At 35.2% G+C, this 23,903-nt stretch carries 35 protein-coding genes; all 35 read right to left on the bottom strand.

Annotation, left to right across the window (positions count from 1 at the left end):
* Positions 1–41: 41 nt before the first annotated feature.
* Positions 42–965 carry a phage tail protein gene (locus tag CBP76_RS05195; RefSeq protein ID WP_166667191.1) on the bottom strand — a complete coding sequence of 308 codons (924 nt, stop codon included), beginning with the start codon at positions 963–965 and terminating at the stop codon, positions 42–44.
* Positions 958–2,283: a phage tail protein gene (locus tag CBP76_RS05190; RefSeq protein WP_102195882.1), complete on the bottom strand. Its 1,326-nt coding sequence runs from the start codon at positions 2,281–2,283 to the stop codon at positions 958–960. Before CBP76_RS05190 ends, CBP76_RS05195 begins: the two co-directional genes overlap by 8 nt.
* The gene (locus CBP76_RS05185; RefSeq protein WP_166667190.1) at positions 2,280–3,137 is read right to left on the bottom strand and encodes a phage tail domain-containing protein; all 858 of its coding nucleotides are present in this window, start codon (positions 3,135–3,137) and stop codon (positions 2,280–2,282) included. Before CBP76_RS05185 ends, CBP76_RS05190 begins: the two co-directional genes overlap by 4 nt.
* Complete coding sequence (locus tag CBP76_RS05180; RefSeq protein WP_102195880.1) at positions 3,130–8,421, bottom strand: phage tail tape measure protein; 5,292 nt, start codon at positions 8,419–8,421, stop codon at positions 3,130–3,132. Before CBP76_RS05180 ends, CBP76_RS05185 begins: the two co-directional genes overlap by 8 nt.
* 6 nt (positions 8,422–8,427) lie before the next feature.
* Complete coding sequence (locus tag CBP76_RS13135) at positions 8,428–8,604, bottom strand: hypothetical protein (RefSeq protein ID WP_166667189.1); 177 nt, start codon at positions 8,602–8,604, stop codon at positions 8,428–8,430.
* A gap of 47 nt (positions 8,605–8,651) precedes the next feature.
* Positions 8,652–9,065, bottom strand: coding sequence for a phage tail tube assembly chaperone (locus CBP76_RS05175; protein ID WP_102195879.1), 414 nt, complete (start codon positions 9,063–9,065; stop codon positions 8,652–8,654).
* Between the two features lie 29 nt (positions 9,066–9,094).
* The gene (locus CBP76_RS05170) at positions 9,095–9,754 is read right to left on the bottom strand and encodes a major tail protein (protein ID WP_102195878.1); all 660 of its coding nucleotides are present in this window, start codon (positions 9,752–9,754) and stop codon (positions 9,095–9,097) included.
* Entirely contained in the window at positions 9,755–10,120 is a 366-nt protein-coding gene (locus CBP76_RS05165; protein ID WP_102195877.1) for a DUF806 family protein, read from the bottom strand. It lies immediately after the preceding gene.
* Position 10,121: 1 nt separating this feature from the next.
* Positions 10,122–10,556: an HK97 gp10 family phage protein gene (locus CBP76_RS05160; RefSeq protein ID WP_102195876.1), complete on the bottom strand. Its 435-nt coding sequence runs from the start codon at positions 10,554–10,556 to the stop codon at positions 10,122–10,124.
* Positions 10,543–10,896 (bottom strand): phage head completion protein, encoded by a 354-nt coding sequence (locus CBP76_RS05155; protein WP_102195875.1) that lies wholly within the window; start codon positions 10,894–10,896, stop codon positions 10,543–10,545. The genes CBP76_RS05160 and CBP76_RS05155 overlap by 14 nt, the downstream gene beginning before the upstream one ends.
* The gene (locus CBP76_RS05150) at positions 10,874–11,227 is read right to left on the bottom strand and encodes a head-tail connector protein (RefSeq protein WP_102195874.1); all 354 of its coding nucleotides are present in this window, start codon (positions 11,225–11,227) and stop codon (positions 10,874–10,876) included. The genes CBP76_RS05155 and CBP76_RS05150 overlap by 23 nt, the downstream gene beginning before the upstream one ends.
* Positions 11,228–11,229: 2 nt before the next feature.
* Positions 11,230–12,450, bottom strand: coding sequence for a phage major capsid protein (locus CBP76_RS05145; RefSeq protein WP_102195873.1), 1,221 nt, complete (start codon positions 12,448–12,450; stop codon positions 11,230–11,232).
* The gene (locus CBP76_RS05140; RefSeq protein ID WP_166667188.1) at positions 12,419–13,042 is read right to left on the bottom strand and encodes an HK97 family phage prohead protease; all 624 of its coding nucleotides are present in this window, start codon (positions 13,040–13,042) and stop codon (positions 12,419–12,421) included. The genes CBP76_RS05145 and CBP76_RS05140 overlap by 32 nt, the downstream gene beginning before the upstream one ends.
* Positions 13,008–14,210: a phage portal protein gene (locus CBP76_RS05135; protein WP_102195871.1), complete on the bottom strand. Its 1,203-nt coding sequence runs from the start codon at positions 14,208–14,210 to the stop codon at positions 13,008–13,010. The genes CBP76_RS05140 and CBP76_RS05135 overlap by 35 nt, the downstream gene beginning before the upstream one ends.
* Before the next feature lie 28 nt (positions 14,211–14,238).
* Positions 14,239–14,433: a hypothetical protein gene (locus tag CBP76_RS05130; protein WP_102195870.1), complete on the bottom strand. Its 195-nt coding sequence runs from the start codon at positions 14,431–14,433 to the stop codon at positions 14,239–14,241.
* Between the two features lie 12 nt (positions 14,434–14,445).
* Positions 14,446–16,320 carry a terminase large subunit gene (locus tag CBP76_RS05125; RefSeq protein ID WP_102195869.1) on the bottom strand — a complete coding sequence of 625 codons (1,875 nt, stop codon included), beginning with the start codon at positions 16,318–16,320 and terminating at the stop codon, positions 14,446–14,448.
* A gap of 3 nt (positions 16,321–16,323) precedes the next feature.
* Positions 16,324–16,812 carry a phage terminase small subunit P27 family gene (locus tag CBP76_RS05120; protein WP_102195868.1) on the bottom strand — a complete coding sequence of 163 codons (489 nt, stop codon included), beginning with the start codon at positions 16,810–16,812 and terminating at the stop codon, positions 16,324–16,326.
* Positions 16,813–16,908: 96 nt separating this feature from the next.
* Positions 16,909–17,418, bottom strand: a complete 510-nt coding sequence (locus CBP76_RS05115; RefSeq protein ID WP_102195867.1) for an HNH endonuclease — start codon at positions 17,416–17,418, stop codon at positions 16,909–16,911.
* 813 nt (positions 17,419–18,231) lie between these two features.
* Positions 18,232–18,666: a transcriptional regulator gene (locus tag CBP76_RS05110; protein ID WP_102195866.1), complete on the bottom strand. Its 435-nt coding sequence runs from the start codon at positions 18,664–18,666 to the stop codon at positions 18,232–18,234.
* A 182-nt stretch (positions 18,667–18,848) separates the two neighbouring features.
* Positions 18,849–19,226 carry a hypothetical protein gene (locus CBP76_RS05105; RefSeq protein WP_102195865.1) on the bottom strand — a complete coding sequence of 126 codons (378 nt, stop codon included), beginning with the start codon at positions 19,224–19,226 and terminating at the stop codon, positions 18,849–18,851.
* Positions 19,227–19,284: 58 nt separating this feature from the next.
* Positions 19,285–19,458: a hypothetical protein gene (locus CBP76_RS13130; RefSeq protein ID WP_166667187.1), complete on the bottom strand. Its 174-nt coding sequence runs from the start codon at positions 19,456–19,458 to the stop codon at positions 19,285–19,287.
* Positions 19,455–19,664: a hypothetical protein gene (locus tag CBP76_RS05100; RefSeq protein ID WP_102195864.1), complete on the bottom strand. Its 210-nt coding sequence runs from the start codon at positions 19,662–19,664 to the stop codon at positions 19,455–19,457. The genes CBP76_RS13130 and CBP76_RS05100 overlap by 4 nt, the downstream gene beginning before the upstream one ends.
* Positions 19,665–19,666: 2 nt before the next feature.
* Complete coding sequence (locus CBP76_RS05095; protein WP_102195863.1) at positions 19,667–19,852, bottom strand: hypothetical protein; 186 nt, start codon at positions 19,850–19,852, stop codon at positions 19,667–19,669.
* Positions 19,852–20,124 carry a hypothetical protein gene (locus CBP76_RS05090; protein ID WP_102195862.1) on the bottom strand — a complete coding sequence of 91 codons (273 nt, stop codon included), beginning with the start codon at positions 20,122–20,124 and terminating at the stop codon, positions 19,852–19,854. Before CBP76_RS05090 ends, CBP76_RS05095 begins: the two co-directional genes overlap by 1 nt.
* A complete protein-coding gene (locus CBP76_RS05085; protein WP_102195861.1) occupies positions 20,124–20,354 on the bottom strand; it encodes a hypothetical protein in 231 nt (76 codons plus the stop codon). Before CBP76_RS05085 ends, CBP76_RS05090 begins: the two co-directional genes overlap by 1 nt.
* Positions 20,351–20,635, bottom strand: a complete 285-nt coding sequence (locus CBP76_RS05080) for a hypothetical protein (protein WP_102195860.1) — start codon at positions 20,633–20,635, stop codon at positions 20,351–20,353. The genes CBP76_RS05085 and CBP76_RS05080 overlap by 4 nt, the downstream gene beginning before the upstream one ends.
* 19 nt (positions 20,636–20,654) lie before the next feature.
* Positions 20,655–20,807, bottom strand: a complete 153-nt coding sequence (locus CBP76_RS13125; RefSeq protein ID WP_166667186.1) for a hypothetical protein — start codon at positions 20,805–20,807, stop codon at positions 20,655–20,657.
* Positions 20,804–21,196 carry a hypothetical protein gene (locus CBP76_RS05075; RefSeq protein WP_102195859.1) on the bottom strand — a complete coding sequence of 131 codons (393 nt, stop codon included), beginning with the start codon at positions 21,194–21,196 and terminating at the stop codon, positions 20,804–20,806. Before CBP76_RS05075 ends, CBP76_RS13125 begins: the two co-directional genes overlap by 4 nt.
* The gene (locus tag CBP76_RS05070; protein ID WP_102195858.1) at positions 21,189–21,614 is read right to left on the bottom strand and encodes a hypothetical protein; all 426 of its coding nucleotides are present in this window, start codon (positions 21,612–21,614) and stop codon (positions 21,189–21,191) included. The genes CBP76_RS05075 and CBP76_RS05070 overlap by 8 nt, the downstream gene beginning before the upstream one ends.
* A 75-nt stretch (positions 21,615–21,689) precedes the next feature.
* Complete coding sequence (locus CBP76_RS05065; protein ID WP_102195857.1) at positions 21,690–21,911, bottom strand: hypothetical protein; 222 nt, start codon at positions 21,909–21,911, stop codon at positions 21,690–21,692.
* 9 nt (positions 21,912–21,920) lie between these two features.
* Positions 21,921–22,076 (bottom strand): hypothetical protein, encoded by a 156-nt coding sequence (locus CBP76_RS13120; RefSeq protein ID WP_166667185.1) that lies wholly within the window; start codon positions 22,074–22,076, stop codon positions 21,921–21,923.
* A 206-nt stretch (positions 22,077–22,282) separates the two neighbouring features.
* The gene (locus tag CBP76_RS05055) at positions 22,283–22,576 is read right to left on the bottom strand and encodes a hypothetical protein (RefSeq protein WP_102195855.1); all 294 of its coding nucleotides are present in this window, start codon (positions 22,574–22,576) and stop codon (positions 22,283–22,285) included.
* On the bottom strand, positions 22,569–23,066 hold the full coding sequence (locus CBP76_RS05050; protein WP_102195854.1) for a hypothetical protein: 498 nt from the start codon (positions 23,064–23,066) through the stop codon (positions 22,569–22,571). Before CBP76_RS05050 ends, CBP76_RS05055 begins: the two co-directional genes overlap by 8 nt.
* A 110-nt stretch (positions 23,067–23,176) precedes the next feature.
* Positions 23,177–23,326 carry a hypothetical protein gene (locus CBP76_RS13115; RefSeq protein ID WP_166667184.1) on the bottom strand — a complete coding sequence of 50 codons (150 nt, stop codon included), beginning with the start codon at positions 23,324–23,326 and terminating at the stop codon, positions 23,177–23,179.
* The gene (locus tag CBP76_RS05045) at positions 23,313–23,618 is read right to left on the bottom strand and encodes a VRR-NUC domain-containing protein (protein ID WP_245865610.1); all 306 of its coding nucleotides are present in this window, start codon (positions 23,616–23,618) and stop codon (positions 23,313–23,315) included. The genes CBP76_RS13115 and CBP76_RS05045 overlap by 14 nt, the downstream gene beginning before the upstream one ends.
* Positions 23,619–23,903: the final 285 nt, after the last annotated feature.

The raw sequence follows: 23,903 nt of genomic DNA, 5'->3' as shown, positions 1-23,903 counted from the left end.
TTTACCAGTTATTGGATCAGGAATCCTACGTATATCCTCCGTTATACCTCGCCTACTTTCTGTGTAATGAATGGACTTGCAATAACTCCATTTGATATTGAAATTGCTCCATTGTACCTAGCGTTTGCTAAAGAACTTTGAACTGATAATTCATAATCTGATAATGTTTGGGACGTATTATTTAATGTAACCTCATAAGTATTCGTATAACTTAACGGATTATATTTAATACTTACAACTGTGACCCAAGTAGTAAAATTTTCTGGTTCTATATCACAATAGACCATATCACCAATACTGAAAGTTTCTTTGCCTGAATAAGTTAGCGTAATGTCCACAGTTGGTTCTGTTTTCATTTGAGATAACGCATATTTTCTCATTTCTTCCGGATCTTCAATGTCATTGTTAGTGATTGGTGGCCCTGGTCGTTCTCCCCATTCTTGAATAGATTTTTCATCTCTAATAATAAAGGGCTGGAAGTAATCGGTCGAATGGTCGTCTTCTGCGTTGTCATCATCTGACTTTTTAACTTCTGTTGGCTCTACATCAGTATCACCAGTAAATATGAAATTATCAGAACAGACCCACTCATTTGTAGCCACACGATACCATGTCTTTCCCCCTGCGCCATCAGTGATTTCTCCGTTAATTCTCCATTGAGTACCATTAGCTAACTTTCGGCCCACTTCATGTTGTGGTGTCCATGGTGAATCGTAAATAATTGATTCAGTGGGTGTTACTTCCGATGGGCTAACATCTGTTTTGCCTGAAAAATCTAATTGATCTTGCATTACCCATTGATTAGTTCCAATTTGATACCAGGATTTACCTTGCGCTCCGTCTGAAACCGAAGCATTAATAAACCACTGTGTCCCAGGAGCAAGCGTGCCACCAGTCTTATTTTGAGGAGTAAATGGCGAATCGTAAACATAAACAATTGAGGAATCTTCTGTAGAATCACTCATTTGAATCATCACCGTCCTTAGAATCCGTATCAGCACTCTTATCAGTCTCTGGAGCCTTAACAGTTCCTTGCCCACTTACTGGTGTAATAGTGTGATCTTCTGGTTTCACGCTTCCATCTTTATCGAAATTAATATATTGAGAATCTACCCATTGATTAGCAGCAACCTCATAATAGGTTGTATCATTAACAACTTTTTTATTGTTAATAGACCATGTTGACCCATTGACCAAGTGATTAACTATTGAATCAGGTTTCAATGGATCACTCAACACAGGTGCACCACCACTCACCATAGTATTAACAGTACCAACAGCATTACCAACTGGTAGAACTTTGCCACCAGAAGTATCTTCCTTTAGTGCGTCTGTGGAAGTTTTGATTGTTCCCTGTCCTGTTACCTCGGTAATAATATGATTTTCTGGTTGTACGTCACCATTCTTATCAAATACGATGTACTTTTCATTGACCCAGCCGTTGGTTGATACACGGTACCAAGTTTCACCATTTGCTACTACCTTAGAATCCATTACCCATTTAGTACCATTAGGCAAATTCTGAACTGTGTGAGTGGGCTTATTAGGATCATCCACAACAGGAGCACCATTGGTTTCCATTGTGTTAATAGTTCCAATGGCTGTACCGATTGGAGATGTAACTGGTGCGTTAGCTTTGCCGTAAACCCTAGCAATATTTTGAATTTCTGTTGTATCAATGTTAGCTGTGAATGTGGGTGTGTTGTTAATGTATCTAAACGACCTATTAACCTTATGTTGCCAATCATTCATAGGAATTAAAGTAATATTTTTATTGTCTGCGACAACAACTAGATTAAATTTCTCAATACAATCATTCACACATTCAAGACCTGATTTTTCACCGTAATCTGTGAATGTTAATTTATCAGTTGTACCAGAAACTTTCCAAGTAAAACCATGATTACCGAGTTCGTTCTGATCAAAAACGAAGCTCATCAAATCGTTGGCTGAAAGTTTCTTAGTACCTTTGATTTTGTCATATTGATAAACATATTGGCAATCAAACCAGATGTGAGTTGCTGAAACAGTTCGTTTGAAGTCGTAGCCTTCATCGTCCTTTTCAGCCTGCTTGATACGATACTTTTGACCGTCAAATACAATGTAATTTTCATTTTGCAATAATTGATAACCAATAGAATTATCATTAGTTGCCGTGAAATCGATTTGATTGGTCTTGTTCATTTCTTCTGAATTTGATAATGAATCTCTATCAATACAAGTAAGTGTTTCATCATACTTGCCTTCTCTGTCTTGAACTCTATACTTTTTAAAATTGATCATAGATATATAAAAGGAAAATCAAACGTGACGGTACCACTAAAACCTGTCAAATTGAAATTGTTCCACCCTTTCTTTAAATTGATATGACCGTGATTGGTTTCTATTTCACAAGAATCACCATTAAGCAGTGGGTGCACACCTTTTAAAACCAGAGAATCGTTTGAAGAAATGTTTGAGTTCATTGAGAAAGTATTATTAGTAGTTGTGTTAGTTAAACTAGGACTACCAGAACCTTTAAAAGTAATATTTAATTCATGATTCTGTTCATACGGTTGGATATCGAAATCGGACGGATTAAATATTTTAAAAGTTCCTTGAGAGTGAGTGTAATTCAAATCAGTTGTTGAAAGATTCAAATTATTAGAAATCAAATCTTCCTTACTTGGATCAATTGGAAAATCCGTTGATCTAGCCACTGAATACATATAAGCACTAGGAATATCAAACTCTACTGAAAAAGTTTTATCATAAAATCCAACATCAGTATAGGAAAATGGTTTAGGGATTCCGTAGAAACAACGACCAATATCATAGCTTTGACGAACTCTCACTAAACCCCGATTGAAGAACTTATTATAAAATTCATGGAATCGGCTTTCTAAATCAGTTCCATCATCAACTCTTAGCAAAAAGTCGGCCTTTGCCGTGCGTGAGGTGTACAATACAGGACCAGTTTGGACTTGTCCGTCTACACCCGCATTAGTCTTTAGATTAGGAACTGTCTGCGGTGAACCAATCGTGAGTCTGGTAAATATCAATCCACGATAGTTACTTATTTCAAATTCATTCTGCCCATCAGATTTAATTAATAATGAGTTCTGTCTATAATGTCCATCTGATAATCTTTTAGACAAGTGCAGTACCTCCTTTAGCTTGGAATTTAGTCATTTTACGATTAGATAAACCAATTTTATCTAGAACGTTAGAAATGTCATTTAATGATGTACCGCCGTTTGAAACGTCAGAAGCCATTGAACCATCAGCAATTTTGCTCAATAATTTAACCATGACTTGTGTCATCATCAATTGTTGTTGTTGATTGCTTTCAACTCTGGCCGTATCAACCGATGCAGTCACATTAGAATCATCAGGACCACCAATTGTGTTCTTAGCTTGTTGTAAGATTTGAACAGCTCTCATTTTATTGTTCAAAGGAATCATAACTTCGGGACCAGCTTCTCCACCAATAATACTTGTTGGCTTATTAATAAAACCACCATCATACATTAGTCTTGGACCAGAAGGTCCACTAGCTGAACCACGCCATTCACCATATTTCCCGTTATAGCCCATACCCATATCAGAACGCCATGTGGCATCATTGAATAACGCTATTAGTTGATCTAATGGATTGTGGATATTAGTATGTCCTGGCATAGCATAGTTTAAAAATGTAGGTAGAATATACTGAAGAATACCAGTTGATGGATGACCTGCCTTAGCATTATCATCCCAATTATTAGTAACATTAGGATCGCCACCAGATTCATTAGCAATGATTCTTTCAATCATATCCACATTGAAATCGGTTATTTGCTGGTGCATATAAGCAGCAGCGGCTTTAATCATTGGACCATATGCTTTAGCTGGTCTAGCTCCACCAGCTCCACTAAAGTCCATATCAGCTAATGTCTTCTTAAACGGCTCTGCAATAGCCTTCAAGAAACCGTTTGAAATAGCATTTCCGAAACGACTAATAAACTCACTTCCATTAAAATTAGCCTTTTCAAAGTAAGGTTTCTTTAAAAATGGAACTGGGTCTTTTTTTAACTCGTCTAAATGTTCAAAGACATAATCAGTCATATCTTCGGAAGTTTTATTTGTGTCGCCCTTACCAGTTGCATGGTGTGGAAGGTTAGCTACCATTCCCATAAATTGCTCTGATAAATGATGTGGAAGGATTGCCGTGTCAGCTCCTAAATAGCGAACTTCTTCGCCTTTTAAGCCAACTGGATAAATTCCATTAGCTTTGTCATAAGCAAGCTCATATCCTTGCTCACCAACAACAGCTAAATTACCACCAGGAGTACCAGCAGTACCAACAGCATATTTTGCTAAATTCAGTGATTTACCACCAAAATCAGTAATGACTGAATTAATTCCGCCAATACCTTTATTAACTTCTGAAATGACCTTACTTAGTGATTTACTTGCAAGGCCAGGTAACGAATTGAAAGCAGTCTTAAATGTGCTTGTAACAGATTTTAACCATGAACTCCATTTATTTAAATAGTCGCTAGAAAAGCTAGTTTCCTTCTTAGAAATAGCATTCATTTTAGAGCTGTAATTATTTACAACTTTGGCTAATGCGTCCTTTTCCTCAGAGCCTGTATTAGCCCACACATCTTTCCAGGACTTATCAAAGTTAGTCTTGAATGATTTTAGGGCGTCCACAACATTATCCGTATCAGTCTTGAAATCTTTATCAAAGGTAACATTAGAGGTTGCCTTATTAGCTTCAGTTATTTGAGACTTTAGAATTTTACCAATGTTCTGATTATTTAAAGTCTTAGTTAAGTTTTGAATATCCTTATTCAAATTGGCAAATGGATCAGATTTACTATACGTTTTAGTAAATTTATTAAGTTCTTGAAAAGCCTTTTGAACGTCTCTAATTGGTTTAGCGAATTTAGTCCACGTCTTAGTATTGTCCTTAATACTGTCAGACATCTTATCAAACTGATTGTAGAGTTTGTCTTTCTTTAGTTGTTTGTATAAATCATCTAAATAATTAGAAAGTTTAGAATTTTTTAACGTGGTTTCTAAGTTCTTTAAATCTGTATTAAGACTTTCAAATGGATCTTTCTTCATAGACTTAGCAAATGAATTTAAAGTTTTAAACGACTTACTTACTTTTTCAATAGGCTTATCAAATTTATTCCATTCACTAGTATCCTTTTTAATACTTTTAGTCATACTATCTAGTGTGGATGAAAGTTTGTTATTCTTTAAATCCTTATTCATATCACTAAGATATTTCGAGATTTTTGAATTCTTAAGAGTCTTTTCTAATTTTGGTAAATCATCATTTAAAGAAGCAAAGGCATCTTTTTTTGACATAGACTTACTAAATGAAGTCAAAGTCTTAAAAGCATTTCCAATATCTTTGATAGGTTTAGCTAAGCTACTCCATTTTTTAGTTGAGCCTTGAATACTAGAGTCAATTTTAGAAAGTTCTTTGGCTGGACTATTGTTCTTTAAAAACTTCTTTAAACCTGAAAGTGCGTCTTCGTAATCTTTGATAGCTGGCACCATATCTTTAACATTCTTAATATCTGTTTTAGATACATGTGTCGTTGCTACGTCCTGAATTGCTTTAGCAGTGGAAGTCTTCTTAGGCTTTTTCTTATCATTCTCAATACGCTTGAGCTGTTGTTCGTATCTCTTAATATCTTTATCATTTTGATCCAAAGCATCTTTACTAACGGAGGAATGAAACCAATTATATTCTCGCTTATTTGCCTTAGATTGATCCTGAGCTTCTTTCAAACGTTTCTTAATATCTGATTCAGAACCCTTAGTAGATGTATTTCCATGATCAAGATAGTTGCTAATACCTGGTCCAACATTTTTACCAATTAGATCCCCAAGCTGTGCTCCTAGAACCGCTGCTTCTGGTCCCAAAAGAATTCCTGCAATACCTGCACCTAAAGCTGAACCAATACCTCCACCGATATTTTTAGCTTTATCAGTAGGATTTTTAGCTTTAATGGCACCAATAATATCAAATCCGACTTGTACTGCACTCATACCGATGGAAATTTTTCCCATCATCGAACCACCAAGCGAACTTAATCTACTACTAATTGAACTGCTTCCGGCTTTTGATTCAATGCCCTTAGCTAAATTCTCACCTGATTGTTCGACAATTTCACTGGCAGCAGTTTCAATATTTGAATGAACTAGTTTATCTTTCAAACCTTTAAAGGCATCAGTAACATCATTGATTTTAACTGCAAAATTAGCTACTTTATCAGCTACCCAAATACCAGCTAACAAGCCGCCAATAGTTTTGAGAGCTTGTTCATGTTTAGCAATACCAGACACAAATTGATTCAAAATTTTTAGTGGGTCTTCGGCCTTTTTACCATTGGTATGAACTAAATTAAATGCCTTACCGATTCCCTTGATAATTCCATAAAACGTATCCCAAGCACCCTTGGCTATATCTTTAACAATTGTTCCTAAAGAACCTGTAATACCTTTTAAGTCATCAGAATGTTTGCCTAAGTAAGTAAAGAAAACAGCTACATTGTCAGTTAAGTTACCTACCCATTTGCCAACACCTTTTACAGCATTTTCAAACTCTTTGGTACCTGCTGCTTTAGCTAACTTGTCGCCTATTTCTGTAATAGCCGGCAATGCGGCACTTGAAATTGTCATAGTAATAGCATTAACAGATTGCTTTAATCTATCTAATGCAACTTTACCTGTTTCACTATTCTTTTTAGATAGCTTTCCAACGTAATCATTTTTAGCAGAATCAGCAACCTTTTGATTCAATTCACCAAGTTGCTTAGCATTTTCAGCCAAGATTAAACCGGCTTGTTGACCTGTTGTACCAAATAAATCATGGAAAATATCGGTTTGCTTGTTCTTACCCATACCTTGCATTTTGTCATGTAATAGACTGAAAATGTCAGTCATGGATTTCATATTACCTTTGTTATCAGTAAAGTCTTTTGTAATTAATCCTAATTCTTGAAGTGCAGAAGCACCTGTTTTAGTTGGCGAAATCAAACTATTAATTGTTTTTCGCAGACCTGTACCAGCCTTGTCTGCTTCCAGTCCATTATTACTTAAGATACCCATTGCACTAGAAGTTTCAGATAAACTAAATCCAGCTTGATGAGCAGTTGAGCCAACATATGACATACCAACACCCAAGTCACTAAATCCTGTGGCTGTCATATCGGCTGCATATGCTAAATCATTAACAGCGATTTTAGTATTCTTAACCATTCCTGCTGTAGAATTAGTACGCATACCGAATGCTTCAAGCGTTTGAGATGAGACTTTAACAACATCTTTAAAATCATCACCAGAAGCAACAGAAGCCTGTAATTCAGACTTCATAGCACCCAATGCTTGTTTGGTGTCATATCCACGCTTGATTAAGTCTTCGTAGCCATCTGCAATTTCTTGTTGAGATTTACCATACTTTAAAGCGTATTTTTGACCGTCTTCTTGCATTCTAGATACGTTCTTAGTAGCTTCCGCTACCTTTTCGCCACCCGTTTCAGCCAGGTTAGTAATCTGTTTGTAGCTATTTTCAAGTTCAACAGATTTTTTAGCACCACTAACGAACATAGCAGTAACTGCTGCACCCGCTATACCTGCTGTCATAGCCATATTCTTCATATGACTTATACTATTTTTAATACTGCTATTCATATTGCCAATAGCAGTTTTAGAAGTAGCAGCCGCTTGCCTAATACCAGTGAAATGTGTACCCATTCCACCTAACTCACTGCCTAACTCACGATAGCGAGTACGACTTTTAGCAATTTCAGTACCAAGTTCATTAACACGTTTAGTCTGTGTAGCATATTCCTTAGATGTTTCACCAGATTCTTTTTTAACACGTTCTAGCTCGCTTGATTCCTTTGAATACAGAGAGTTTAGCTCTTGAATACGTGCTTTCAGTGCCGTTCTTTCGGTCGCCGATGCCTTAATTTCTTTACCTTCAGCTTTGTAACGCTCAACAAGTGATTGAGAAATGTTCTTAGCATTTTCCATTGCTTGTTTTTGGTCTTTAATACCAGTCGTATACAAGTTCAAAGTAGATTTAGCACGTTCTTGTTGCATAACCATGTTATTTAATTGACGTGTAGCCGTATTGACCTGATTAGTATATTGACTAAACTTCTGACTACCTTCTGTAGTAGTTCTATCGAGGTTGCTCATTTCAGACTTTAATCGATTAAGATAATTAGTCTGTCCTTCAATAGCTCGCCCTAATCCTTCGGCCTTTGCTTGATACGCTGATTGATAATCACCGTTAGCTCGTTGGACTTGCTCATTAATCTTCCACTCAGACGTTAATGCTTTGACTTGATTTCTTAGAGACTGGAGGGAGCCTTCAGCTTGAATTGAATCAATATGGATACCTGTATTCAGTTCCATATCTTTTGCCATTTATATTTATCCTCCTTTCTCTAAAATTGAGGAAACACCACCCGTTTTAATAAAGCCGGTCAAACTCATAGGACCAACAGAATTATTAGGGTTATTAGATTCACGTTTATCGTCTAAAATTTCTGCAAGTACAAAAAATGGCTGGGATTCGACTGTTTCTAGGTCCCAACCTGTTTCTTGCATAATTTGTTTTTCATAATTTAAAAAATCTTGATAAACAGTAAATGGATCTACTTGTTCCTCTTGCGTGGTTTTTTTGGGTCAATATCCTCATCATCCGAAGTGACACCGTGAGCAATTCGGCCTGCCAAAGCACCTGTTTCTGATGTAGTCATGTCGTCAAGCATTGATACTTGCTTAGGAGTCAATTTCAAAATTTCCTTAATAAAATTAACTGGAACATTTTGTAAATCTAATGCAGCTTTAGAAGCTGTATCGAAGCTGTTCATAATTTGCTCAGCAACTTCACGTTCCCCTAAATCTTTAGTTTCGATGTTGTCTGTTTCATCAGCTACAGCCATCATATTTTTGTTCTTATTACTTAAATTTGTGTAATATGCGTAAGAAAGTCTCAAATTTTTGTTACTTTTCTTGACCGTAAAGCGACGGCCGAACGCATTGATGTATACGAATTCTTTAGACATTGATTAATCTTTCCCTTCTATTTTCCTATTTAAGCGGTTGGTGTACCTGAAACCTTTGGATCAGAAGTGGTGCTACCTGAAACGCTTGGAGTAGAAGCAGCACCATCTGTTGTTAGTGGAATACCAAAGATTTTTGTTTCCCACTTGCTTGCATCGTAATTTTTTTCGTCTTCCAAAGCTTCAAAGTATGCGAATCCATCAGAATCACGATCAGTAGCACTAAATGTAAGTTGTTCTTGATCATAAACAGTTGTGTTTGTGTTTGTTTTTGGAGCAACAGTAGTAAGGTGGAATGTTCCTTTAACTAAAGCTAAATGAGCACCCACACTTTCATCTGTTGCGTCATGTGAAATCATTTCAAAAACACAATATGGTGATTCTGTTTTCTTACCGATACCTGAAATACCGCCATCGAAAGTTGCCATTCCTAAAATCTTTTGTCTAATCTCTTGTGGAATTGCGTTAGCAATAAATGCTACTGAAATAGCACCATGTCCCTTAGAACCTGCTTTCCATTCTTGATCAGACCCATAAATGGGTGTGATAGTTGGTGATAAATTTGAAATTGTTGCACTAACTACTGAACCCTTTTCTTTGGGTTCAATTGTAAAAATATTTTCCTTGTCAATTGTTTCAGTATTATCGGTATAGATACCGATACGTGCTGATTCAAAACCTGATAATGCCATTTAAATGACCTCCGTTTTTTCGTATTTCATGGTTCTAGTCAAAAAGCCCGTAACTGGATCAACGTCCGGATATGAGTCGTATTGATAGAACCGATTTTTTTCTAATTCTTGATTAATGATTGATTCTGTAATATCTGGGATAGTATCTCCACGATAGAAAATCTGTATTTCTATCCTGCTATCTTTAGTGGTAGAAATATCACTAGCTCGACCTGAATAGATACTGTCAATTTCAGATATAAGAATCGTTGTTTCGTCAACTTCTGTGTAATCTTGGGGAATATTTTGGGTAAAAAAATAGGACGGGTTAATTTTCAACTCATCCGATCTTTTTAATAAAATATTTTTAACATCTTTTGAAATCATGCTAGTCTCCTAACATTTCTTTATATTTTCTAACCTCTGCTGCTAAAACTAAAGCTTTCGTTTCATTTATAGTTCGTTCTTGAAAGTGTAATCCCGATATATATTTAGTGGTGTGTTCACTGGCACCTTTACCACCATGAGCCATATAGCCGTCATTGAGAAGTCTAGCTACATAACCCATATGACCAGGAGTATTCTTGAATCCTACATAAGTGGCACCGTCAGCGCCCTTATATTTAAGACTGATGTCATCTGCTAACTTTATGTTTGATCTACGTGTATAAGGTCCTTTATGCAAACTATCATTCAAGTTATTCTTAAGGCTCTCTTTATAAACTTCTGCTCCCGCTTTAGTCATAGCTTTCTTTTGACTAGGAGTTAGAGATAAATTAGATAATTCCCTGTCTAACTTTTCAAGACCTTCAAGAAATTCCAATTTTATCTATCTTCTTTAGAGTTATTAAGTCAAACGAACGTGGTGAATCGTCAAAGTCGGGGGAACTACCAACTAATTGATACAACTGGTCCTTAAAACGTGCGTATTTAACACCTTTTAAATTATCAGACTGATGTCTAATAATTAACACCAAATCAAATGTATTCGGTGAACCCAAAAGAGTGATCTGTTGTGTCATTGACATTGTATAGATACCGCACCAAAGACTTTTAATTTCTTTAAAATCAGGTCTATTAGTTCCTTGTGGAGTTTCTACGAATCCTGCTTTACCTAAACTAACTCGATACTTCAATCTACTAGGATTGATGTTCTGAACCATTAGCCTCACGTCTTTCTTTTTCTCTCAAATATTTACCTCGTAATTGAGCAATAATTGAATTACCAGTCATATCAACTGTATTGACACGTCCAGTCATACCAGATGATCTAAAAGTATAATAATAACTCGCCAATGAAATCACAGCGATTTCATACGATTGTTTAACATTGTCAAGCTCGTAGAAACCTTTCATCAAACCGTCATCACCACCAATTGCACCTTTAACATAACTTTCAGCAGCGATTAAATTGCGATTTAGAATCGTATCGTCTTCTTCGTCGGAATCAAGTCTTAAACTTAATTTCAAGTCACTTAATAATGAATCGTCCATAATTACTTACCAACATTAGAAGTATCAGCAGCAGTGGCAGTCTTAGTATCAACAGTTAAGAAGTAGCCAGCGTTTTCATCTGCCTTAACAATGTCATAACGAGTACCAACTTGAAGGTATTGACCATAGACAGTATCATCAACCCATCTAGCAGTAATTTGTGCACGATCGGCATAGAAAATGGCACGGTTCAAGTCGCCAATAAATGCGTGAGCATCGCCCTTAACACCAAACAAGCCATCATCAATCTTAAATACCGGAATACCAAAAATAGATGTACCAGAAGCAGATTTAACATCAGTTTGTAATAGGTAACGACCATTTCCGTCTTTTAAAGTATCTAGCCATTGATAGAATGAACCTGTTGCAACGATTGAACGATTATATGCTTGATCTAAGTCAACATTGTTAATGTGTTTAATGTCATCAAGTGTCTTAACAGTTAGTGGTTTAAATGATTCAAAGATTGCTGCAATATCAGCATTAGTCGTATTGATCTTTTGTTCATTAGCGTCATTTACTAGGAATGGAATCAAATCAACAGCTGAATCATCGATACTTTCTTGTGAAACTGGTTCGGCACCACGTCTGGTTTGAACTTTGTAACTAATTTCTGTGAAATTTGGTTTGGCTAGTTCAGGGTTCTTTTCCAATTCAGCAACTGTATTTAATTTAGCGGTAGCCTTTTTACGAATTGGATAACTACCAGTAGCAGTAGTAACTGATTTATGATTTACGAATCTACCTAAATCTACAACAGTTTTAACTTCATCTTGAGGGATGTAAGAGATTGATGTAGGAATTGTTGGATTAACATCAGCGGATTTAATACCATCTAGTGCATCACGTGTTAATTCTTTAGGAATAATTAAATCCTTGTCCTTGCCTTCTGTAAATTGAAGTTTATCTGAACGAATAGTACCGCCAGAATGTAGATAATCATTGATTGCTGAACGCATTTCCTTCAATGGATTTTTATCTTCATTAACCTTAGTACGCTTGTCGCCTTGTTGTGGAAACTTCTTTGAACGATCTTCCTTGTCGTCATCTTCTAATTCATCCAATTCATCGAATAAATCCTTAAGACCTTGAGTTTGTTTGAAACTTCTCGTAAGTTCCTTAAGTTCATTGACCTTTTTGTCCTTATCTTCTTGTGAATTATCCTTAGAACGAATAAATTCTTGAGCTTCTTTAATTTGTTTTTGAAGTTCTTCTTTTGTCATATAATTCTGTCTCCATTCTTAAAAGCTCCAATTCGTTATTTAAATTGGAATCTTCTTTCTTATTTTTTTTGCTCTCAAATTCTGAAAGAGAACGTTTAGAAACTGATGTTTCTTTGTATGCGGGCATTGGTGTAATTGATAACTCGAATAAGTCGCCAATCTGCGTGATACGACGTGTAGCGGTATCTTTATCCAAGTCAGACCAATCATCACCATCAATAGTGAAACCAAAGCTACAGCCCTTTAAATTGCCATTTCTAACATTCTCGGAAACATCATTTCCAAGTGTCGTTTTAGGAATTTGAGCATTAAAAAACAGCCCTCTGTCATCTACTGAAAGCGACAAAGTGCTGCTATCTGCTCTTGCTAAAATGTTATCCATATTGTGATTGTAAAGTAGCTGTACGTTGCTCATATCCACACCATCTAGTGCTGAACGATCAACGTATTCAATGAATCCACCTAAGTTTTCGCTTGGCTGGTCAAATACAATCGCATAGCCAGATAATGTATTAAAATCATCGTCTTCTGAACGTTTCTCAATCTTAAAATTACTGTTATTGATCGCTCGTTGTTCCACTGTTTTCGTCATCTGTATCCTCACCTCCTTTCGGTTTAATAGTGCTGCCTTGAAACGGAACATCACCAGAAACGATGTCCTCTTTAGTCAACAGATCAGAGTTACTACGAATTAAAATCTTTTGAGCAGTCTTATAACCAATAACTCTATCAGTAACAAGCCCTCTAACACGTTTTTCAACTTGTTGTCCATCAATATCAGAAATCGCATTAACATCGTAGTCAATCTCACCATTTAATTTCTGCTTAAATTCTGAAACAACTCCACGAACATAACGACCAATTGTTTGAGCGTACTGAATGGCTACCATTTCAATATTTGAATGTTCTGATTCACTACCTAAATAATCCTGCGGAACTCCGTAGACTTTAGCAATTTGATCTCCTGTCCAATCTGTGGAAGAAAGAAGCTTGGAAATATCACGATTAATTTCTAATGGTGTGTAATCTTCCAAATCGTCTAAAACAGCAATATGTCCATTCTCAGTTTGTTGTTCAAATGCTCTACGAACGCTATCTTTTGTTTCGCCTTCAAGCAATCCGCCTTTATTGATCTTCAAAAGACCAGTAATATTTAGCCCATTCTTCATCGCTCCTAACGCCAAGCCCTTATTAGCATCTTGAAGCTGCATCTCTTTAGATAGAGCACGTAGTGGCGAAATACCAATCAAACCACCGTCTAATGAAACGCCTTTTAAATGAATAATTTGACTAGCGGGAACTGACTTCATATCTGGTTCTTCTGTATCGGGAAAATTAATATCATAGGTTAATTGAGTTCCGTCTGCTGATTTATAAATATCAACTTGTGATGGTTTCAAATATTCTAAGTGATCACTTCTACCTGATTTATCGCCCCAGATTAATGCGTAGGCATTCCCAGATAACAACATTTGAGCATACATTGAGCGCCAAAAAGAAAAACTATTAGTTAATTGACTAGGATTAGTTAAAATTTTACTTGTGTATTGATTATTAGTCTTGAAATGTACACTAGCCATGTCTTCTGCCAATTTATTTACAACTGCGAATACATCGGAATTTTTTAAAGCATCCCTAGCAGATACAAAATCAGAATTAAAAACAATTTTGTTATCTTTAATTGAATAACCTAATCCTGTATATCCACTGCCCAATGCTGTATAAGGTTCCTTAGACGGTCTTAATGATCTAAATATCATTTATTCACCTCCTTTCTATAGTAGGCGGTTACTTAGTAGGCTTATTCAAAATCAATGAAACAATTATTAAAGTGGCACCCAAAACATAGTTACCAATCATCGTTCCAAAGTGGTATGTATTTATATCAACAATTAAAATTGCCAATAAAAAAAGCACTGTGTCTAAATTAATTAGAAGCCAGTGTTTAAAACTATTGAGTTTTGCTATTAGATTTTTAACCATTGGTCTCCTTCCTTAAAAACTAAATTTACCTGAATTCAAATATTTTTTAATATCATCATCAGAATATCGAGAGAGTGGATCGTCACGGTCTCGCATATCATTGAAGTAATACATTGCTTGATACATCGCATCAATTAAAGCATCAACCACATCAATCTTTAATGATTGCTTAGATTTTCCAATTTCCATACCAGCTCTGTTCTCACCAACTTCAGCATTCATTAATGCTTTCTTCATAATTTCATCGTCTTCATGAGAAATATTTCTGTGGAAGAAACTATCCTGGATATATTTAATTGATTCAGTCAAAACGTAAGATGTTTGCTTAATAGGCATGATGTTCCAATCAGTCTTATCGTTAAGTGCTTGAGTGAAGTTATTAGTACGTAGAGCGTCATAACCAAAGAATAAAACGTTCAGGTTGTTTTCTTCTACAAAAGTCATAAGCCATGTATAGACTTGATCTAAATTAATCAATCCACGCTCGTTGTTTGTAATCGTACAATAGCCTAATTCAGCAAACTTACGATATTCAATACCATCTGACTTTTCCTTTGCCGAAATAGAACCCATTAATTTCCATGGAATAAATGAGTGCTGCATGATGTGATAACGTTCCATTCCGTTCTCTTTATAAGGAAAAATAAATGTTAATGAAGTGTTATCGGATGTAAGACTGGCATCAAAACCGATGTATACGTCCTTATCTTTAATATCAAAATCAGTAGTAGAAGTAGTAGCTTCCCAGTCGTCTAAATCAATATATGAATTAGTTTTGTAGTCTAACCATAGATTTAAATTCTTATTAGCAAATCTAAACTCCTCACCCGACAGGCGCTTATCATCAAGTTCCTGTTTCAAACCTGACATCAAATTATCATGCTCGCTTGGTAGTAATAGTAAAGGATTACTTTTAGCCCAAGTTTCAGGATCATTCATTTCATCTTCACTGTCTTGCGCCCAAATTAAAACTAACTTGCGGTCGCCCTCTTCATGATCGTCACGTTCCATAATCTTAATAATAGAATCTTCTTCCTGCTTAAAAGGAACTGTAGAATCGGGATAAGCAGTAGAAATTTGAGTGAACTGCGAATTAGGAACTTTAACTTGTCCAGATGTGATTTTACTAGTAACAACAGAGTGATTAGTTTCTCCAGCTTCATCATAGACGGCAAACAAAAAATGGTAAGAATCAAACTTACCACTCTCTGCTGATAGCTGTAACAATCTATTATTAGTTTTACGCTGAATTACTTTATTGTATTGAACATCTAAATCGGTTTTATTCTTTACTTCATTAAATACGACATTCTTATCAATGATTTTATTCATCATCGTTGAAATATAGCCATAGATTTTTCTTGCTTGATCAGTAATGTTTGAAGTAACCATTAGGTCTTGATTATCTAATCCCATTGTTTCAATTAGATAAGAATAGCAAGCAATAATAGACATTAAATAAGTTTTCCCTTGTCCACGAGCAACAGAAATAATAACTGAACCATAACGTTTATTTCCTGTTTTAATTTCTCGCCAACCGAACATCAAGCAAAGTATAAAGTTTTGCCAGTCCATTAAAGGCACCGGCTCTCCTGTATCAACGTTTGGACAAATGTCCGCAAAGTTTAAAACTTGTTGACACTTTTCAACATCATAATAATAAGGATAGTTATAAGTTGAATCTTCGACACATTGAAGGTCCCTCAATTGTCTATACGCTGCAAGTTTCATATTATAGCCAGAGATAACTTCCAAATCTAGGACTTTAAAAGCGTATTTTGTTCCTTCATCTTTGTATTTTTCTTTAATGTCACTGAAGTTTCTTGAACGGTACTCTTTTAAAAGTTCAAGTGGCCGTTGACTACGTTTTATTTTTGATAAGTCCATCAACTAGCCTCCAAACTTCTTCAATTCTTTTTGAATATCAATATTGTTGGAATCATTTCCACTTACTCCTATACGTTGAGAGTGAGAGTTAAAATCAATTCCCAAAGTCATACCTAAAGATCGTAAAGTTTTAGAACAATTGTCAACAATACCAACGGCTGGGTTCTTTTTAAGATTTCCATTCTCATCCATGTAAACTTGACCATGTTCTGAAATACTATTGACTGCATCTAAGTACATGGCATACTGTGTGCAGAATAATTCGAGATTAGTTTGATCTAAAACGCTAACTAATCCGACTGATTCGAGTTGTGGTACTAATGTCTTCCATAATTTTTTAGCTTCTGGCATTAAATAGCTTGGCGCTCTACTAGGTAGCGTTTTAAGCTGCTTTCTAGCTTGTTTGACGGCAGTTTGACGTGCCTTTTGTTCTGGATGTCGTGGGTCTACAACAGCTAAATTAGGCTTTCTACCTGCGTTTCTTGGGTTCAACTTCTCACCTCCTACGTTAAAAGTTTAATTTTCGGACTTTTTTTAAAGCTCATGCCCACTATGCGAGCTGTCTCCCTAGAAGCAGTAGGCGGGGGTCTATTTTGAAAAGTTCGGCAATTCTGAAATATCTTTTAATAAAATATCTTTTTTAATTTTTTGATTATTATTTTTGTATCCTGTGTGATAAAACTTGTGTTCCCAATCTGTCTTACGACTGTGACATCCACGGCAGATTGTAGCTAAGTTAGAAGTGTCTCGGATAAGCTCCGGTGCTACTTGACCTGGTACGATATGGTCAACTGTATTAGCTGGTCTCACGATTCCAAAGCGATAACAGTATTGACAAACGTAGTTGTCACGCTCAAGTACAGACAATCGGATGTGCTTCCATTCTCTTGAGTGATAGAAGCTGTCACGCTTCTTGCGTTCACCATTAGCAACACGAGCAGTAGCATTGTACTCTTGCTGATGTCTCTTAATGTGTGAGCGTTGCTTCGCTATGCGCTCTTCATATGCTGATAGGTCTGCTGCGTGTTCATTACAGAATGGACTGTTACCACTCACTAAGTTATGACAGCCACTGTGCTTACAGCGTTTAACAAACATTAATAAAAGCCTTTAGCTTCGTTATCTTTCATATTGTTTCCTCCAAAATAAAAAGCCGATAGGAATTAACCTATCAGCTAGTGGCGTACTAAGTACGCGTTCAGTTTTAATATAGTGTGAGTGGGAATCGAGCCCACATTCTTCCAAGTAACATTCTTTTAGAGAACAACCACACTACCTAACAGCTTGGTGTGGACTTCAACCACTATGGCACTTGAATTAATTTCTTGATCTTTACAGGATTCAACAGAACCCATACCATAAGCACATATCCATATGCCAGCATTGACGTACAATGCACTTTAAGCTGTTTTAATACTCGTTAGTCCTTGCGCATTACAGGCTAACTATAGTCAGGTATGGAATCGAACCATGCACCATCATCTGTATTTAGTGTTACCCTTTGCACCACTGACTATCAGTATATGAATTAGCATCGCTACCGTATTCATATACTGTTGTTATTTACAAAAAGGAAGAACGAGGCTTCCTTTATATTTTATGGTCGTTTTCCGCCGGCCAATGTGAGACTTGGGAATCGAACCCAAAGTTAATTAAAGGTGTACGTAAAATAATATTAAGTCCTGGGAAGGAACGTCTATCTAAAATTGGTCTTTATTAACTAGCTACCATAGCCATCTCACAGAAGTAAGATGCTTTCCACACATCTTACATTGTCGATTAAACAAATTACTGGACATATTTTGTTTATTTAAATTTAGATGGTTAGTATCTCTGCCAATCATCTATGCTACTAATTTACCACTAAAACGTATGTTGTGCGTACGGAAATAATACGGTTTTATTATAGTTTTAATAAGGGTCGTATAGTCCCATTTCTTTAGCAATCTTACGAATAAGTTTCGCCTTCTTTTGAAAGGCTTGAGTATGCCCACAATATATTAAACCGTCCTCGATTAATCCATCCATTTGATACTTGGGATGCTCTTTGAAATATAGTTCTCTCGCAATAATATTAGTGTCAGTGTCACTTTCATCTAAACTCTTTTTGACGGCCATTTGTTCTCTTTCTAAAGCCTTTAACTGTTTATCCTCATCAATAGTAATAATCATTCTCTCTTGTGGACGTGATACTTTAGATGACTTACCACCACCCACATTTTCGTCTGGCTCTTGAGTAGGGTACATTAAAGACTGCTTTCTTTCATGAATATATCTATTCATATTAGGATAATCTTTTAAAATCTCTTCTATACGCTTCTTAGTTCCTGATCTAATAATGTTCACTCTCCCCTACTTAAAATGCATTGATATTTTAATAACTCCGAGTGTTATAACAAACAATAATAAAATAGTTGTTGTACTAAGATAGGTTATTTTTTTGGCAATTTTATCTGTAAATACAATAAAAATCACAGAAATCATTGAATAAATTGATAAAAATATTACTGTCGAAATCATTCCTTCACCTACTTAATAAAAGATTTAATTAGATAATAGTTTGGTGCTACTGCGTGCTGAATAGAGCCTGCTGCCTGTTCCAAATCATAAAAAAATGCAAAAACCAATATAATGCTTAGAATTGCCACACCAACATTCATAAACATTCCCGATAAACTAATTTCATATCCATCATAATAAAATCCTTCTTTATTATTAATAGAACGGACAAGCACCTTAATCAGCAAGTACAGTACAAAAATAACAACCATTGCTTCTAATACATCAAATATCCCATTAACAATATTTTGTCTAACGTACTCAGTTACAATTTCGTGATACCCTTTTGGAATTTGTTTCTCTAAAATCTTTGATAAACGTACAATTTCATTTGATAAATTACTCAATAGTTATCTCCTATGTCATGATATATATTTATAATGTATTTCTGATTAATGCTAATAGTTACTTATAAAGGCAGACGCCTATAATTGAAACTCCCAACCAGAATATTAATTCTCTCATTGAGCCGCCTTTATAATAGGTTATTAAAAATAAAATTGGTGTTAAAACAATAGCTACAAATGAAGAAATACTATTACAAATCGTTTTAATTCTATTCCATGCTTTTTTACTCATTCTTTTACCTCGGTTTCAAAGATCTTATAAAATTTAAATCCATTTTCTTTTAGAATATTGATTCTTTTCTTATCATTTAAATTATCGAATAAAGCCGCTCTTCTAAAATTGTTTGTAAATTTACCTTCAATAGCTATTTCCCCATTGAAACGAGATATAAGCTCAATCTTTTTTAAATAAAGATCATTTAGCTTTGCTACATACATAATTAATCTCCTAACTTACGCCCACACATAGGACAAAAATTAATTTTGAAATTATCCTCTGTAGCGATTTGTCCCTCGCAATGGTCATCAATTGTAATTCTGTCTTTATATAATCCAATATATAAATGGTCAAAATCATCATTGCCAACTTGAAATAATAATTTGTTTCCTTCGCAATATTCACACATCACTTAACCTCCGCATAACTCTTCTTGAAAATGTCGTCCTTGATAGCCCAATGCTCGCCGTCTACTCCTGTGGCAATCCAATAGTTAAGCCTTAGTTCAATCCATCCTTCTAGCGTTTCTATTTGATAAGGAACAGTCTCATTAAATAATTCATTCTCAGGGTCTAGCTTGTAAACTGTATTAGTTCTGATATGATATTTTTTTACCATTTCATCTGAACCATCATACTGCTCTGCTTCGACTCTTTCTTTTTTTCTATATGTTTTAATCATTAGTCTTCCTCCCAAACGACAGGCGTAATAGTCCTAACCAACGCATTCATAGGACAAAATATTTCAGCATATTCCAGCACCGCGTCTATATCGCCTTCACTTAGGCCTCTTTCATCACAAAGCTTTTCTCTAGCCTCATCATAAACACCTACTGTCATTTCATTTCGGATATTACAGCGACTATTTAGTATTGATTCCATCGGGATTGGTGCTAATTTTTTTGCTTTCATTTTTCTGCCTCTTTGGTCGATTCGAATACGTCTAACGAAACATCTTTAAATTTTGAAGTTTCGATCTGTTTAAATGAATTTGAATCACTAATCTTAATTGAAGCTTCTCTTTCTTCATCATCATCTAAACTTAACTTAAATTGAATGTAAGCATTTTTAAACTTAAAAAGGTAGCTTCCTAACCACTCTTCATGTGATTCATGAAAATCTTGTTGAACATTGTCTTTTACATAAGTATTAATGATATCTAGTGCTTCTGAAATTTCTATTGTTTTACTCATTTCTCCACCTCATAATTACTTACTTCTTATTGATTATCGTCATTGCTACTAACATGAATCCATATTGGACGGCTTGCATTAAGTCTCTTGCATAAAGCATTGCAAATGTAAGAGATACAAATATTATTATGTCTTTAATCGCATTTAATAATACTTCTTCTTTTTCAGTCATTTCTCTACCTCGTAGCCGTATCTAATTGCATCGATACATTTTGAAATTCTATCTAAATCCTCTATTGAATTACTTTCTACAAACCAGTCTTTTAGACTTAATTCGGATTCGTCATAGATACTAGCATCTACAGTTAATAAAGTATTAAAAGCTATGGCAAGAGTTTTTCTAGTGTTTGGTCCACCATATGATTCAATTACATCTTTATACCATTCATCAAAAACTTTAGGCATGATAGGCTTGACATTAAGCTCCTTAATTGAATCGGTTGAAATATCTCTAATTGCCATCAAATCGTCATTTAATGTCTCAATACTTATTGGTACATCAGCACCACCGGTTAGCTCTCTGATATCCATCAGTTGATCCATAATTTTTGCTTTATTCATCGTCTTTTACCTCTTCCATAAACACCACAAGTCTTGGATCAATAGCAACAACTTCGTCACGTGTGAACTTAGTTTTCCAATGACCAAATCCAAATTTAGTACCTAACTCTGCTCCCCCTTCCGAGTTGATATTTAGATAAGAGTATTCATCGCCTTTAATAAAATGCACATAGTATTTTTTGGGCTCCGGAAACTTAGCTTTATCGGTATAGAAATCTACAATGTCTTGGATGATAGAAAATTGATCCTGAGTTTTTGCTGCATCATATTTATCCCAAACATACTGGTAATGCGTAACTTTATATCTATATTCAGTAATGGCATGTAGAAAGTCGCCAAGATTTTCTGTGTCTTTTGCTTCCTCTAGTTCCTTACGTTCTTCTTTAGTCCAGCCTTTTAAAATTCTTACGTCATCCATTTTTATGATCTCCTGTAATTGTCTTATTTTTTTATAAAATCTGTTGTATCAACCTTAATATTCACTTCTATGTCTTTAAGACTTGCCATTACTTAACGCCTCATTCCTATGTTTATTCCTTTTGGCATTCAATCGCTGCCACTCATCGTCTTCTCTATATAGCCTTTTACCAATTCTGTTATTTTGACGTTGAAGATTGTTGATATAGTTAAGCTCTTTATGCATGGCCTTTGCTATTTCAGTCAATTTATATCTATTTTCTCGCATTTGATAAACCGCTAAATTATCATCTGTCATAATTAACCTCTAATTAAAATCGCTAAGACTTAATCGCCCTAGTCTGATCATTTCTAATTTTGCCAAGTGTTCTTGATTAGCCTTGTCAATAAGCTCAACGTTCTCATCGCTAATGTGTAAAGCATCAGTAATTTCATATACGGCACAATTTGTATTCTTTAGCAAGATCGTCCTCCTGCAAAATTGATTTGATTATTTTGTTCTTCGCCTCATCGCTAAGCTCCCTGTTAGCATTTTGAAACTCCTTCGGCATTTTATAAAAACGTTTTTGAAGATACATAATTGTCCTAACAATATCGTGACATTCATCGCTAAATACTGATCTTACATATGACTTGTAGATCTTTTCATAATTCATTATTTCGCTACCCCTACCCGTTTCTCCACTTCGTATCACTTAATTTACCTAGCTCAATATCATGCGCTAACTTTCCACTGCTAATTTCAAATATTTCACATATTTTTTTCTTTGGTATTTGCTCATCAAGCGCTTTTTGAATTTTTCGAATTTCTGTGTATGGCAAGTTTCTCTTTTTTTCTTCAGAATGTTTTAAATACCAGTCATGCAATTCTTTCAATCTGGGATCATTTTCGGACCAAAGTTTAGAGTCCATTCCATATTCGGCTTCGATGTCTAGCACTGTACTCACTACTGAATTAGTCATTTTCTATTTCCTCCACGGGTGTGAAATTATCGATAGTTAAATTGGTAGAATTATTTAAAAATTCAATTACTTTGCTTTTAGTAAATTTCATAATTCTATATGACTGTGACGTTAAAAGACCTACAGAATTCTTATCTAGTTTTGAGCCTTCATATGCTCCTCTCGTTGATAAATAAAGACTATTATCAAAGCTGCTAGTTAATTCCTTAAACTTCCAATAATACTTAGGTTCAGTAAGCTCGTAATTATCGTTATAGATATCTACAATAATCGGTACAAGTTTGTCACGGTCAGACCAATCAAAGTCATCATTATAAATTGGAAATATCATTTTATATTCCTTGGTATGTGGGTAATATGGAGTATCTTGATCCCAAATGTCTGTTGCTTCAAAAATGTCTTTGCAAAGTCTCATGATTTCAAAACCATCTTTGCGTTCATTAATGTACTTTACTAATTCTCTGTATTTACTATCTAGCTGTCTTTTCATTGCTATTTCTCCTCTATATATCATGCTGTATATTTGTGATACTTCGTAAAATTTTGGTACTATTCGGTTAATTAACATCTCTGAATAAATCCAGCCAATTGACCTAAATCTTAATTGCTATGTTCACCAGCTACTAAAATAGCTGTAGCTGCTCCAAAATCTACTTTATAGTATCTCTCTGGTTTGTTAGCCAATTTATCTAACACATATCTGATTTCCTCGACTAACTCGTCATACCTTTTCTTTTTATTTAAATCCATAACCTACCAGCTCCTCATCAATAATTTTTAATGCGTCTTCTGGCGAACGTGCTATACCGTGAATGATTCCATGATTGGTTAGCATGTAATGAAACTGCTTCTGATCATCACGAGCACGTCCAGTTCTATTTTTAACTTCGATATAGAATACTTTACCGTTAGAATGTTTGAACCCGTACAGGTCTGGATGTCCTTTGGGTAATCCTGTATCAAACCATCTTCCGTCTGACATCCTTACCATTCCCACATTCGTTCGGAAAATGGTGCAATGATGTTTACTTACATCAATCATGATTTGTGACTGAATTTCGTGTTCTTCACTTTTATTTATAAAATCACCTCAATTATGAAGGGTTATATGAAGGGTTGGTAAACGTCCGCGAGCCTTACAGCTGTAAGTCGTCAGCCTATATTTTTTCAAATATGAAGGGTTGGTTAAAATCTTTTCTGACATATATACGTATACCCTTATATATTTACTTTTTATTTTATTATTACTTTAAAAAAAGTAACCCTTCATATATATAAGAAAAGGTGTGAAACACTGTCTGCCACTAGGGTTACAGTGTGTAACAAA

Origin of the sequence: Companilactobacillus nuruki (assembly GCF_002872255.1) — a bacterium.
GTDB classification, from domain to species: domain Bacteria; phylum Bacillota; class Bacilli; order Lactobacillales; family Lactobacillaceae; genus Companilactobacillus; species Companilactobacillus nuruki.
This window is presented reverse-complemented; position numbering and strand designations above follow the sequence as displayed.

Coding starts and splice junctions, on each gene's coding strand:
- CBP76_RS05195 (WP_166667191.1), bottom strand. CDS start 965: ATGAGTGATTCTACAGAAGATTCCTCAATTGTTTATGTTTACGATTCG.
- CBP76_RS05190 (WP_102195882.1), bottom strand. CDS start 2,283: ATGATCAATTTTAAAAAGTATAGAGTTCAAGACAGAGAAGGCAAGTAT.
- CBP76_RS05180 (WP_102195880.1), bottom strand. CDS start 8,421: ATGGCAAAAGATATGGAACTGAATACAGGTATCCATATTGATTCAATT.
- CBP76_RS13135 (WP_166667189.1), bottom strand. CDS start 8,604: ATGCAAGAAACAGGTTGGGACCTAGAAACAGTCGAATCCCAGCCATTT.
- CBP76_RS05175 (WP_102195879.1), bottom strand. CDS start 9,065: ATGTCTAAAGAATTCGTATACATCAATGCGTTCGGCCGTCGCTTTACG.
- CBP76_RS05170 (WP_102195878.1), bottom strand. CDS start 9,754: ATGGCATTATCAGGTTTTGAATCAGCACGTATCGGTATCTATACCGAT.
- CBP76_RS05165 (WP_102195877.1), bottom strand. CDS start 10,120: ATGATTTCAAAAGATGTTAAAAATATTTTATTAAAAAGATCGGATGAG.
- CBP76_RS05155 (WP_102195875.1), bottom strand. CDS start 10,896: ATGGTTCAGAACATCAATCCTAGTAGATTGAAGTATCGAGTTAGTTTA.
- CBP76_RS05150 (WP_102195874.1), bottom strand. CDS start 11,227: ATGGACGATTCATTATTAAGTGACTTGAAATTAAGTTTAAGACTTGAT.
- CBP76_RS05145 (WP_102195873.1), bottom strand. CDS start 12,450: ATGACAAAAGAAGAACTTCAAAAACAAATTAAAGAAGCTCAAGAATTT.
- CBP76_RS05140 (WP_166667188.1), bottom strand. CDS start 13,042: ATGACGAAAACAGTGGAACAACGAGCGATCAATAACAGTAATTTTAAG.
- CBP76_RS05135 (WP_102195871.1), bottom strand. CDS start 14,210: ATGATATTTAGATCATTAAGACCGTCTAAGGAACCTTATACAGCATTG.
- CBP76_RS05130 (WP_102195870.1), bottom strand. CDS start 14,433: ATGGTTAAAAATCTAATAGCAAAACTCAATAGTTTTAAACACTGGCTT.
- CBP76_RS05125 (WP_102195869.1), bottom strand. CDS start 16,320: ATGGACTTATCAAAAATAAAACGTAGTCAACGGCCACTTGAACTTTTA.
- CBP76_RS05115 (WP_102195867.1), bottom strand. CDS start 17,418: ATGTTTGTTAAACGCTGTAAGCACAGTGGCTGTCATAACTTAGTGAGT.
- CBP76_RS13130 (WP_166667187.1), bottom strand. CDS start 19,458: ATGAGTAAAAAAGCATGGAATAGAATTAAAACGATTTGTAATAGTATT.
- CBP76_RS05100 (WP_102195864.1), bottom strand. CDS start 19,664: ATGTATGTAGCAAAGCTAAATGATCTTTATTTAAAAAAGATTGAGCTT.
- CBP76_RS05095 (WP_102195863.1), bottom strand. CDS start 19,852: ATGTGTGAATATTGCGAAGGAAACAAATTATTATTTCAAGTTGGCAAT.
- CBP76_RS05090 (WP_102195862.1), bottom strand. CDS start 20,124: ATGATTAAAACATATAGAAAAAAAGAAAGAGTCGAAGCAGAGCAGTAT.
- CBP76_RS05085 (WP_102195861.1), bottom strand. CDS start 20,354: ATGAAAGCAAAAAAATTAGCACCAATCCCGATGGAATCAATACTAAAT.
- CBP76_RS05080 (WP_102195860.1), bottom strand. CDS start 20,635: ATGAGTAAAACAATAGAAATTTCAGAAGCACTAGATATCATTAATACT.
- CBP76_RS13125 (WP_166667186.1), bottom strand. CDS start 20,807: ATGACTGAAAAAGAAGAAGTATTATTAAATGCGATTAAAGACATAATA.
- CBP76_RS05075 (WP_102195859.1), bottom strand. CDS start 21,196: ATGAATAAAGCAAAAATTATGGATCAACTGATGGATATCAGAGAGCTA.
- CBP76_RS05070 (WP_102195858.1), bottom strand. CDS start 21,614: ATGGATGACGTAAGAATTTTAAAAGGCTGGACTAAAGAAGAACGTAAG.
- CBP76_RS05065 (WP_102195857.1), bottom strand. CDS start 21,911: ATGACAGATGATAATTTAGCGGTTTATCAAATGCGAGAAAATAGATAT.
- CBP76_RS05055 (WP_102195855.1), bottom strand. CDS start 22,576: ATGACTAATTCAGTAGTGAGTACAGTGCTAGACATCGAAGCCGAATAT.
- CBP76_RS05050 (WP_102195854.1), bottom strand. CDS start 23,066: ATGAAAAGACAGCTAGATAGTAAATACAGAGAATTAGTAAAGTACATT.
- CBP76_RS13115 (WP_166667184.1), bottom strand. CDS start 23,326: ATGGATTTAAATAAAAAGAAAAGGTATGACGAGTTAGTCGAGGAAATC.
- CBP76_RS05045 (WP_245865610.1), bottom strand. CDS start 23,618: ATGATTGATGTAAGTAAACATCATTGCACCATTTTCCGAACGAATGTG.